The organism is Hymenobacter coccineus (genome assembly GCF_001816125.1).
Classification (GTDB): Bacteria; Bacteroidota; Bacteroidia; order Cytophagales; family Hymenobacteraceae; genus Hymenobacter; species Hymenobacter coccineus.
On the sequence record NZ_MDZA01000082.1, the window covers coordinates 1 to 10,061 of the forward strand.

Here is a 10,061-nt window from a genome sequence, read left to right on the forward strand (position 1 = left end):
AGGCCCCCAGGCCCCGGTGGCTGGGCTGCGTCTCTGTATTTTATCCCTGAGCCTACTTGCTCGAGTCGGCTGCCAGGTCGCTGGCGGGGGTGCTCTCGTCGCCACCCTGCACTTGCTTGGCAGCAGCCAGCAGGGCTTCGCCCAGCTTCTCTACACGGGGCTGGGTGTTGCCTTCAGCAAACACAGCAGCCTGGCTCGTGCTCTTGCCGAGGCGCGTGAGCAAGCGGCCGATGGTGTCCTTGTCGTAGGTACCGCTACCGAAGTGAGCCTTCAGCTCCTGCATATCCACAATCAGTTGGTGCAGCTGGGGATTGTTAACAGCCTTGAGATCTTCAATCCAGCGCTGCAGGTGATTGTCGAGGCCGGCGCGGCTGGCTTCTTCTACCAAATCCTGCGACAAAATGTTGACGGCGCCGTCGAGGTGGTTCTGGTGCTGAACTTCGGTCTTTTCCATGGGTACTAAATCGTATGTAAAACGTCTTTCTCCAACGCAGAAATGCTGCCTAGGGTTGGCCGGGGCCCAAAAAGGGGCCCCGCCAGCAACTGGCGGGGCCCCTGCGGGCGGGGCTAATGGGGGCCTTACTCTATCTTGTTCATGCGGTCCTTCACCGATTCCAGCGATACGCGCATGTTCACAATGTCGGTCCGGGCCGACTCCTGCTCTTTCAGGTTAGCATCAATCAGGTTGTTGTACTGCAATAGTTCGGCCGCGTTCTGGACCAACTGCTGCTGGATTTCTTGCTTGCGGGCCTTGTTCTTGTCCACGTCTTTCTTGATGACCTCCACTTTGGCGATGATGGCCGCGTGGTTGTTCTGCGACTGCACCAAGGCCTTCTCGGCCTCCGAAATCTGGGCCACTACGTCTTCGCGGTACATGCCGCGGGCAAAATCCTTAAGAAATTTCTCGGCGGCTTTCCACTGCATCGGGGTAGCTTCGCGGCCCAGGTAGGCGTTGCCCAAGTCGATGCTCCACCACACGGTGGTACCCGTCGGGATGCCGTCGACCTTAGAGATAACGCGCACCGGCGTGGGCGAGACATCGTCAATCACTACGCCGTCGAGCTTGATGATCCCTTTCACGTTCTTTACCTTGCCGGGGTATTTATCGCCGAGGTATTTGAGCCAAGCCGTTTCCACGCGGCGGTTGTCAAGCTGAATGGAAACGCGCTGGCCTTTGCGCGGAATGCCGTCGATGGTGTTGTCGGTTTCGTCCACCGGCGAGCGTTGCGCCAGGGCCCCGAAGGAAACCAGGCACGCAAACAGGAAGAAAAGTAGGCGTTGGGTCATGGAAGTGAATATTAGAAAAAGCTAAAAATATAGGATTGTAAATGCGTAGAGAATACGGGAGTGGTTTGGCATTTCAAATTTATACCTATTCCGCAAGTTCACGTCATAAAGTACCAAAAATTTGGCTTAAAACTGTACTTTTATTAGATAATTCAAATTTACTCGCCTTTCCATCATAAAATTGAGCGTTCGAAAATGAGCCCACTGGGCGGCACCTGTGGCCCGCCCAGTGGTCGAACAAAGCTTGTGAAGGCCCGGTTAAGTGTAACTATGTCCGTAACCGTCTGCCGCGCCGAGCACTTCAATGCCGCCCACCGCCTCCACAACCCCGCCTGGGACGAGGCCCAGAACCAGCGCGTGTTTGGGCCCTGCAACAACCCCAACTACCACGGCCACAACTACAACTTGGTGGTGCGCCTCACCGGCGCCGTGGACCCCGACACGGGCTACGTGTACGACATGAAGCGGCTCAGCAACCTCATCAAGCGCGAGGTACTTGACCGCTACGACCACCGCAACCTCAACTTGGACGTGGAGGAATTCCGCACCCTGAACCCCACGGTCGAGCACATCGCCGTGGCCATCTGGCAGCGCCTGCGCCCGCACCTGGCGGCCAAGCTGGCGTTGTCCGTCACGCTCCACGAGACGGAGCGTAACTTTGCCGAATACCATGGATAACGACTCCGGGGCCCGCCCCGCCCCCGACGCGCACCTGCCCCCCGGCCTGCGCACCCCTTTGCGGCCCGACGCTTTCGACGCGGCGGACGATACCAAGATTGCGGCCATCGCGGGCCATTTCGCGGCCATCATGCAAGAGCTGGGCCTCGACCTGGCCGACGACAGCCTGGCCGGCACGCCGCACCGGGTGGCTAAAATGTACGTGCAGGAGTGGTTCCGGGGCCTCAACCCCGCCCACCGGCCCCACGTGAAGCTGTTTGAGAACCGCTACGGCTACCACCAGCTGCTGGTGGAGCGCGACATTACGCTGTTTTCGTGCTGCGAGCACCACTTCGTGCCCATCGTGGGGAAGGCCCACGTGGCTTACCTGCCAGCCGATAACGTGGTGGGTCTCAGCAAGCTCAACCGCGTGGTACAGCACTACGCCCGCCGCCCGCAAGTGCAGGAGCGCCTCACCCGCCAGATTGCAGAGGAGCTGCAACAAAGCCTGGGCACGCCCGACGTGGCCGTGCTCATCGAGGCCGACCACCTGTGCGTGATGAGCCGCGGCGTGAACGATACCAGCAGCTCAACGCTCACCAGCGAGTACGGCGGCCGCTTTGCCACCGACGCGGCGTTGCGCACCGAGTTTCTGCGGCAGATTGGCAAATGAATGGTTGAATGGCCTTGAGGTTAAATTGTTGGTCGTGCTGAGAGCTTGAGCGTATGTTTTGTCGTAGGTGATTTGTGACTTTATGGTTGCAACAGATTAGACAAACAATTTAACAATCAATTACATAACCATCAGCCAACTATGAAAGTCCTCATCACCGGCGGCACGGGCCTCGTGGGCACCCGCCTCTCCCAACTGCTCACCGAAGCCGGCCACGAAGTAGCCCTGCTCAGCCGCGAGGCCAGCAGTACGGGGCCCTACCAAACGTTCGTGTGGGCCCCCAGCACGGGCACCATCGACCCGGCCGCCGTGCCTTTTGCCGACGTGGTGGTGAACCTGGCCGGGGCCAACGTGGGCGAAGGCCGCTGGACCGAGGAGCGCAAAAAAGAGTTGGGGGCCAGCCGCCTTGACAGCTTGGCGCTGCTGCACCGCGAGTTGGCCAAGCCCGGCCACCGCGTGCAAGCCGTGCTCTCAGCATCGGCCATTGGTCTCTACGGCAACACCGGCGACCGCCTGGCGACTGAGGACACCCCCCCGGCGCACGATTTTTTGGCTGAGCTGGCAGAACAGTGGGAGCAGGCCGCCGCACCCATCGCCGCGCTGGGCATCCGGGTCGTCACGCCGCGCATCGGCGTGGTGCTCAGCACCAAGGGCGGGGCCCTGGTGCCGCTGGCCGCCACCGTGAAGCTGGGCCTGGGGGCCCCACTGGGTACCGGCCAGCAGTACCTGTCCTGGGTGCACCTCGACGACTTGTGCCACCTGTTTATGGCCATGCTGGCCGACGATGCCTGGCAGGGCCCCTACAACGCCGTAGCCCCCTACCCCGCCACCAACGAGGCCTTCACCGAAGTGCTGGCCGAGGTGCTGCACCGCCCGCTACTATTGCCCAAAGTGCCCGGCTTCGCCCTCAAGCTGCTGCTGGGCGAGCAAAGCGAAATGGTGCTGGCCGGCCAGTACGTGAGCGCCGAAAAGGTGATGAAGCAGGGCTTCGAGTTCGATTACCCGGTGCTCCGCGGGGCCCTGAAGGAGCTGTATAGCGCGGGGTAATATCGGGCTGCCGTTTGCGACTGTGCGTTAAATAACACAAACTTAGCTAACAGCGAAAATGACTGTCGCAGAATTTTTGTCCGTTAAAGGAAAGCATTCTGTAGCGATGGAATATTATTGGGTGATACTTAATCGCACCTTTCTAACATTTCTAACTAATGACTCCTTGATTGGCTTGAAAGTGGGTGGTCCTGTTAGCGTTGAGGGTGGACGTGACCCGTTGACTCGGGCAATAACTGGCACAATGGCAGTGAAGGGTGATTTAAATAACCCGTACTCATACATAAAAACCAGCTACGCAGCAAAGTATGAGAATGTAGATTTCAATGCTGAGTCGATGCGTGCAATGGACAATTCAAACTTCGCAATAGCCTATAAAGACATTGCGGGCGTTCATTTCAACCCGAACAAGAAATGGGGTATGGGTCCATATCCTCATGATGGACGAGTCCTCGTAACGCATAAAGACGGCAGTAAACGAGAATTTATTATTCTCGGTACCAAATCCGGCGAATCTGTTTGCAACAGCATTGCTCAATTGGCAAACTGCTGATTACTACCGCACGCTATCCGGTACGCTGCTCCCGCCGTTCATGCGCTCCAGCAGGTTATCGGTGGCGATGGTGTCCACGGCGGCTTCGCGGCGGCGGGGCTCGCTGGGCGAGGTGCAGGTGTACTTTTTGTTGATTTTGACCGTGGGTTCGGGGAAGTGGCCGTAGTCGTAGCCCAGCGACTTATCCTGGTAAATCTTCTCCATGTACTTGCCGTAGATGGGCAGCGCCGTGCGGCCACCCTCGCCCTGCTGCGAGCCCACGAAGTGGATGCTCCGGTCTTCGCCGCCCACCCACACGCCGGTTACGAGGTCTTTGGTGAGGCCCATGTACCAGCCGTCGGAATAGTTGGAGGTGGTGCCGGTTTTGCCGCCGATTTGGTTGTCTTTGTGCCAGAGGTCGTAGTCCCACAGGGCCTGCGAGGTGCCGCCCGGTTCCTCCATGCCGCCGCGCAGCATGTAGGTCATCAGCCAGGCCGTTTCGGGCGAGATGGCGCGGCGCTGCACCGGGTCGAACTGCTGGATGACGTTGCCGTGGCGGTCCTCGATGCGGGTGATGAGGCGGGGCTGCGAGCGGAAGCCCGTGTTCATAAACGTGCTGTAGGCGTCCACCATTTCGTACACGCTCACGTCGCCGGCCGAGCCCAACCCTATGCTCGGCACGGGCAGCAACGGGCTGGTAATACCTACCTTGCGGGCGTACACGGCCACTTTGTCCCAGCCCACCAGCTCGGTAAGCTGGGCCGTGACGGAGTTGACGGAGCGGGCCATGGCGTGGCGCAGGGTCATGTTGATGCCCGTGTACTCGCGGGTCACGTTGTCGGGCTGCCACTCCATGGGCTTGCCGTTTTCGATGTACTTGATGGTCACGCGCTGGTCCCGGATCCGGTCGCAGGGCGAGTAGCCGTTGTCGAGGGCCGTGAGGTACACGAAGGGCTTGAAGGTGGAACCGGCCTGGCGGCGGCCCTGCTTCACGTGGTCGTACTGGAAGAAGCGGTAATCCAGGCCCCCCACCCAGGCCTTAATGGAGCCCGTGTAGGGGTCCATGGTCATCATGCCGGCCTGCAAAAAGTGCTTGTAGTAGGCCAGCGAATCGAGCGACGACATCACCAGCGTGGTGTCGCCGTCGTCGTGCTTCCAGGTGAACACCTTCATCGGGCGCTTTAGGTTCAGGGCCGCCTCAATCTGGGCCTGGTTGCCGTGGTAGCGGTTATTGAGGGTTTTATAAACCTCAGTGCGCTTGATTTGGGTGTTGATAAAGTCGGGGATTTCCTCGCCTTTCTCGTCCACCCAGGGGTTTTGGTCGCGGTTGCGCCAGAAGTTATCGAAGTTGCGCTGCAAGGCTTTCATGCGCTCGTGCAGGGCCACTTCGGCGTGGTCCTGCATCCGCGAGTCGAGGGTGGTGTAGATGCGCAGGCCGTCGCGGTACAGGTCCAGGTCGTGGTCGTCGCACCACTTGGTAACGAGCTGGCCGATGGCCCCGCGGAAGTAGTTGTCGGGCCCGTCGATGTGGCGCTCCACGTGGTAATCCAGGGCCACGGGCTGGGCTTGCAGGGCCCCTACTTCGCTGGCTTTCAGGAGACCTGCCTGGCCCATGCGCTCCAGCACCACGTTGCGGCGGCGGCGGGCGGCTTCGGGGTGGAAGCGCGGGTTGTAGGCCGTGGGGTTGTTGAGCACGCCCACCAGCATGGCTACCTGCACCGCCGAGAGGCTGTCGGGCGAGGTATTGAAGTACGTTTTGGCCGCCACCTTGATGCCGTAGGCGTTCGAGCCGTACTCCACCGTGTTCAGGTACATGCGCAGGATTTCCTGCTTCGTGTAGCGGCGCTCCAGCTCCACGGCCGTCAGCCACTCCTTGGTTTTGCTGATGAGCGTGCTCACGCCGGCGATGTGGCCGAGACCGCCGCGGGTTTCGCCGCGCCGGGTTTTGTACAAGTTTTTGGCCAGCTGCTGGGTGAGGGTCGAGCCGCCGCGCTTTTCGCCGCGCGCCGCCGCCGCCAGGGCCCCCAGCAGGGCTGGCCCGTCGATGCCGGCGTGCTCGTAGAAGCGCACATCCTCCGTTGCCACCAGGGCTTTGATGAGCAACGGGGAAATCTTGCTCAGCGGCACCGGCGAGCGGTTTTCGCGGAAGTATTTGCCCATCAGTACCCCGTCGGAGGTGTACAACTCGGAGGCCTGCTCCACCTTAGGGCTTTCCAGCTCGGCCAGGCTCGGCGACTTTCCAAACAGAAATAAGAAGTTGGTGCTGACCAGGATGGGGTAGGCCAGGAAGAGCACCAGGCTCAGCCCGAACAGCACCCAGGCCCACCGCACCAGGCGGCGCGGCCAGCGGCCGGAAGGGGTGGGCAGGCGCGCCGGCGACGCGGGTGGGATGGGCGGGGAAGGAACGGCCATGCAGGAACGCAGGTGGAAGGCGGGGCTACGGCCCCGCCACGCGGAAGTACAAATATACCGCTGGCGGGGCGGGGGCCCTAGGCAAGGCGCTGGGCCGGGCCCGCGGGGGCTGCCGGCCGGCGGCGGCGCGACCAGCGCCAGGCCAGCTCGGCCAGGGCCAGCAGGCTAAGGGCGATGCCCAGGCAGTGGCTCAGGTGCAGGCGGCGGGCCGGCAGCGGGGCCCCCAGGTCGTGGTAGAGCAGCACCGTCCACAGCTCGTCGGCCAGCGTGAGCACCCAGGTGGCCAGGGCCAGCCCCCGGCTGGCGCGCCCGCCGGCCAGGTACAGGTGCAGCAGGTACAGCCCCAGCCCGGGCAGGGCCGATACCAGCACCAGCGGGGCCTCCAGGGCCAGCGGCAGCACCAGCAGCAGGAAGCTCAGGGTTTCTTTGGCGGCCTGGGCGGTGGCCAGCGCCCGGCCCAGGCGCGAGAGTTTGGGCGGGGCGGGCAGCGCGAGCGGAGGGGGCATAAGCAGCGGCGGGGCGCAACCGGCCCCGGCCCCAAGATAGGCCCCCCGCTGGCTTAATTGCGCCGCAGGGGCATGCGGCCGCTCTGGCAGCGCCAGGCCAGCAGCATCAGCAGGGCCCCCTTGAGCGAGTCGAGCACCAGGTTATCGGGCTTGCCGAACACGACGTAGATGCCCACGCCAATCCCAATCCACCAGGCCCCTAAAAGGTAGCACAGGGCCGCGAAGTGCGGCCGCCGCTGCCACACCCAGGCAAAGGCCAGCACCGCCACCGCCGACACAAACAGCAAGAACCAACCCGTGAGGTAGCCTAAAAAAGCCGTGTCGGGCCCGTATTTCACCCCAAACTTGCCCAGCGTGAAGGCCGGCGCAAAGAAGGCCCCGCCCGTGAGCGCCAGCTCCAGCACAATGGCCACCAACAGCAGCAGCAACAGAAAAAAGCGGGCCATGAGCGGGCAACGGTTAAAGAGGGGCAACTGGGGCCCCTGCTCCGCGGTAGAGCACAAACCAGCCGGCGCGACGAAAATAACCAGATTACGCCAAAAAACAGAACCTTTGCGCGTTAGGCCGCATAACCTAGCGCTTTATGCGTGCATTAGCACCAGGCCGGCCAGCGCCAGGCAGCCCAGCACTTCCAGCATCAGCAGCCCCACAGCCGCGGCCCGGGCCCCCACCTCAAACAACCCACAGCCACCGGGGCCCCGCGTAAGCCGCCGACCAAGCCCACAGCACCTGCGTAACCTGCGGCCCGGCCACCACCAGGGCCCCCAGCAGCAGCGCCGTGTTCACAGATTCGGCGCGGCTAGGATCTGACCACAACTCGCGACCGAGAACCAGGCTAAGCACCGCCAGCGCTGCTACGGCAGCCGTGGCCCACAGCAGCGGCGGCACCACCGGCCACGGCGGCAGCCAGCGCGGCGGGTGAGGAGCAGCGGGTGGTTTCGTGGGGCCCCAGGGGGTTTGGTTGTTTTCCACAGCGGCCTAGCTTTTGGCGGCGCTCACGCGCAGGCCGATGGATTGGCGCAGGCGGGCCAGGTCGTGGGCGGCGTAGTTGGCCAGCCGCCAGTGGAACACAGGGGGCACTCGGCGGCCGCGGCGGTAGTGGCGCAGTAGTCCAGGCCAGCCCTCGGGCGTGAGCACGGCGAAGAGCAGAAACCCCACGCAGGTGAGCGACCAGTCGCCGTTGCCCAGCGTGAAGGCCTTGAGCTTCAGCTCGTCCTCCGGCATCATGTCGTAGCCCAGCAGCACGTGTTTCAGGTCGTGGTCTTCGTAGCGCGGAATCAGTTGCAGGCCGTAGCGGGCCAGCAGGTCGTCCACGCCGCGGCCCAAGGTGCCGGGCGGCAGGCCCTGCAATTCGGCCAGCCGGATGCCCGCCGGCGCCCACCCGTACAGCCGCTGAAAAATAGGGATCAGAAACGAGGTACGGGCGTGCACGATAATCTTGCGAGCCAGCACCTGGTAGGCGTTCAGCTTGGTTGCGCGAACGAACGGCATGATGACGAAGGCGTTGAGTGGATAATTCCTTATTGCTCCGACCACAGCAGCATGGTGCGTACCAGGGCCGCGAGCAGCAGGGCCCCCAGCGCCACCGCGCCCGGTACCACCCCGCGCAGCAGCCGCGCCCGCCGCAGGCCGGGCGTAGCCGCCCGGTCGCGCCACGAGAGCAAAAAGCCAAAAGTGGTCAGGTCACCCAGGCAGGTCACTAGGCACAGCGCCAGGCAGGCGAATTGTTTGATTGTCATGTAAATAATGAGTTAATTGACAGTGTTTTAAAACAGGTAATTAGGGCCCCCGGGCCACTTAGCGCAGGTTTTTTGCAGCTTGCCAGTCGGCGTAGTTCCAGCCCTGCCAGCCGGCGTAGGTGCGCTGGCGCTGGCGCCAGGTGGCCACCGCGGCGTCGAGGCGGCGCTGGGCATCGGTGGGGCTGACGACCACGGCCCCGCTGTAGCTCTCGCTCGTGAGCCGCGGGACTTTGCCCAGCCGGGCGCGGTCGGCCAGCAGTTCGGGCAGGGCGCGGCCGGGCAAGTCGAGCAGGAAGCCTACGTCGACCGTTTGGAAGCGCAGCTGGAGGTTGTAGCGGGCCATCCACACCTCCCAGTTGCCGGCGGCCAGCAGCAGCAGCACCGCGTAGGCGGCCAGCGCGTTGCGGCGCACCAGGGAATACACGGAGCGGCGCTGCCAGATTTTGAGCAGCATAGTACCCAGCCCGAACAGCGTGAGCAGCAGGAAAAAACATACGCCCAAGCGCTTGTAGGCCAGGCCCCGGTTTTGGATGTAGTAGTAGTTGCGCAGGCCCACTGACACGGCCAGCACCGCGTTTTGCAGCACCCAGGCCGTGGCCCCGGCGCGCAGCCACGGCAGCCCGGGGCCGTAGAAGTTCAGGTTGCGGCGGAAAAACCACAGCACCAGCGCCATGGCCAGCAAAATGCTGAAAATGAGCACGTACGTGCCCTCGTGCACGAACTGCGCTAGGTCGAAGCCCGGCGCGGGCACGAAGCCAAACCACAGCCAGTTGATGTCGATGAGGTTTACCGCCAGCAGCAGCGCGTTCACCAGCCCGAGCACGGCTGCGGCCATCAGCCACTCCTTGCGCAGGCCCAGGGCCCCAAACGAGCGCGCCCGGAAATCGGGCCGCCGCACGCCCAGCGACGCCACCCGGTCGCGCTGCCGCCGCACAAATTCGCCCAGCCGCGATTCCTGGTCGGCGAAGTAGTGCACCGGCACGGCCACCAGGGCCCCCGCCGCCAGCACGTAGCCCAGCCCCAGGAACAGCAGGTGGCCCAGCGACAAATCGGGCCAGAGGCGCCCCAGCCACGCGCCCACCGCCGCCAGCGCCCGCCCGCTCAGGTCGGCGTAGCGCGGGTTGGCCACCGCAAACAGCCCATGGAACACTGCCAGCACCACCAGGGGCCCCAGCAGCAGCCGGCCGTAGTACCAACTGCGGCGCGCC

At 63.2% G+C, this 10,061-nt stretch carries 13 protein-coding genes; 4 read left to right on the top strand and 9 right to left on the bottom strand.

What is annotated here, in order from left to right; translation table 11 throughout:
• Positions 1–52: 52 nt before the first annotated feature.
• Complete coding sequence (locus BEN49_RS06300; RefSeq protein WP_070742211.1) at positions 53–454, bottom strand: hypothetical protein; 402 nt, start codon at positions 452–454, stop codon at positions 53–55.
• 125 nt (positions 455–579) lie between these two features.
• On the bottom strand, positions 580–1,287 hold the full coding sequence (locus BEN49_RS06305; protein WP_070742212.1) for a hypothetical protein: 708 nt from the start codon (positions 1,285–1,287) through the stop codon (positions 580–582).
• A gap of 270 nt (positions 1,288–1,557) precedes the next feature.
• Between BEN49_RS06305 and BEN49_RS06310 the strand changes: the two genes are divergently transcribed.
• The 4 genes from BEN49_RS06310 to BEN49_RS26640 all read left to right on the top strand — a co-directional run bounded on the left by BEN49_RS06310 (position 1,558) and on the right by BEN49_RS26640 (position 4,217).
• Positions 1,558–1,965 carry a 6-pyruvoyl trahydropterin synthase family protein gene (locus BEN49_RS06310; RefSeq protein ID WP_070742213.1) on the top strand — a complete coding sequence of 136 codons (408 nt, stop codon included), beginning with the start codon at positions 1,558–1,560 and terminating at the stop codon, positions 1,963–1,965.
• Entirely contained in the window at positions 1,958–2,617 is a 660-nt protein-coding gene (folE, locus tag BEN49_RS06315; protein ID WP_070742214.1) for a GTP cyclohydrolase I FolE, read from the top strand. Before BEN49_RS06310 ends, folE begins: the two co-directional genes overlap by 8 nt.
• Before the next feature lie 141 nt (positions 2,618–2,758).
• Positions 2,759–3,664, top strand: coding sequence for a TIGR01777 family oxidoreductase (locus BEN49_RS06320; RefSeq protein ID WP_070742215.1), 906 nt, complete (start codon positions 2,759–2,761; stop codon positions 3,662–3,664).
• Positions 3,665–3,722: 58 nt separating this feature from the next.
• Positions 3,723–4,217: a hypothetical protein gene (locus BEN49_RS26640; RefSeq protein WP_125916561.1), complete on the top strand. Its 495-nt coding sequence runs from the start codon at positions 3,723–3,725 to the stop codon at positions 4,215–4,217.
• Between the two features lie 3 nt (positions 4,218–4,220).
• Here BEN49_RS26640 and BEN49_RS06325 read toward each other — a convergent pair whose 3' ends face one another.
• From BEN49_RS06325 to BEN49_RS06355, 7 genes are all read right to left on the bottom strand, one after another.
• Positions 4,221–6,608: a transglycosylase domain-containing protein gene (locus BEN49_RS06325; RefSeq protein ID WP_083325827.1), complete on the bottom strand. Its 2,388-nt coding sequence runs from the start codon at positions 6,606–6,608 to the stop codon at positions 4,221–4,223.
• Positions 6,609–6,685: 77 nt separating this feature from the next.
• The gene (locus BEN49_RS06330) at positions 6,686–7,114 is read right to left on the bottom strand and encodes a hypothetical protein (RefSeq protein WP_070742216.1); all 429 of its coding nucleotides are present in this window, start codon (positions 7,112–7,114) and stop codon (positions 6,686–6,688) included.
• Positions 7,115–7,167: 53 nt separating this feature from the next.
• Positions 7,168–7,560 carry a hypothetical protein gene (locus BEN49_RS06335; protein WP_070742217.1) on the bottom strand — a complete coding sequence of 131 codons (393 nt, stop codon included), beginning with the start codon at positions 7,558–7,560 and terminating at the stop codon, positions 7,168–7,170.
• A gap of 226 nt (positions 7,561–7,786) precedes the next feature.
• On the bottom strand, positions 7,787–8,086 hold the full coding sequence (locus BEN49_RS06340; RefSeq protein ID WP_070742218.1) for a hypothetical protein: 300 nt from the start codon (positions 8,084–8,086) through the stop codon (positions 7,787–7,789).
• Between the two features lie 6 nt (positions 8,087–8,092).
• Entirely contained in the window at positions 8,093–8,605 is a 513-nt protein-coding gene (locus BEN49_RS06345; RefSeq protein ID WP_070742219.1) for a hypothetical protein, read from the bottom strand.
• Between the two features lie 29 nt (positions 8,606–8,634).
• Entirely contained in the window at positions 8,635–8,853 is a 219-nt protein-coding gene (locus tag BEN49_RS06350; RefSeq protein WP_070742220.1) for a hypothetical protein, read from the bottom strand.
• Positions 8,854–8,911: 58 nt separating this feature from the next.
• The coding region (locus BEN49_RS06355; protein WP_141765622.1) for a DUF4153 domain-containing protein at positions 8,912–10,061 on the bottom strand (1,150 nt) is incomplete at its 5' end.

What these genes read in the sequence shown, in the direction of transcription:
- BEN49_RS06330 (WP_070742216.1), bottom strand. Translation starts at nt 7,114, where the DNA reads ATGCCCCCTCCGCTCGCGCTGCCCGCCCCGCCCAAACTCTCGCGCCTG.
- BEN49_RS06325 (WP_083325827.1), bottom strand. Translation starts at nt 6,608, where the DNA reads ATGGCCGTTCCTTCCCCGCCCATCCCACCCGCGTCGCCGGCGCGCCTG.
- folE (WP_070742214.1), top strand. Translation starts at nt 1,958, where the DNA reads ATGGATAACGACTCCGGGGCCCGCCCCGCCCCCGACGCGCACCTGCCC.
- BEN49_RS06300 (WP_070742211.1), bottom strand. Translation starts at nt 454, where the DNA reads ATGGAAAAGACCGAAGTTCAGCACCAGAACCACCTCGACGGCGCCGTC.
- BEN49_RS06335 (WP_070742217.1), bottom strand. Translation starts at nt 7,560, where the DNA reads ATGGCCCGCTTTTTTCTGTTGCTGCTGCTGTTGGTGGCCATTGTGCTG.
- BEN49_RS06320 (WP_070742215.1), top strand. Translation starts at nt 2,759, where the DNA reads ATGAAAGTCCTCATCACCGGCGGCACGGGCCTCGTGGGCACCCGCCTC.
- BEN49_RS06310 (WP_070742213.1), top strand. Translation starts at nt 1,558, where the DNA reads ATGTCCGTAACCGTCTGCCGCGCCGAGCACTTCAATGCCGCCCACCGC.
- BEN49_RS06350 (WP_070742220.1), bottom strand. Translation starts at nt 8,853, where the DNA reads ATGACAATCAAACAATTCGCCTGCCTGGCGCTGTGCCTAGTGACCTGC.
- BEN49_RS06345 (WP_070742219.1), bottom strand. Translation starts at nt 8,605, where the DNA reads ATGCCGTTCGTTCGCGCAACCAAGCTGAACGCCTACCAGGTGCTGGCT.
- BEN49_RS06305 (WP_070742212.1), bottom strand. Translation starts at nt 1,287, where the DNA reads ATGACCCAACGCCTACTTTTCTTCCTGTTTGCGTGCCTGGTTTCCTTC.
- BEN49_RS26640 (WP_125916561.1), top strand. Translation starts at nt 3,723, where the DNA reads ATGACTGTCGCAGAATTTTTGTCCGTTAAAGGAAAGCATTCTGTAGCG.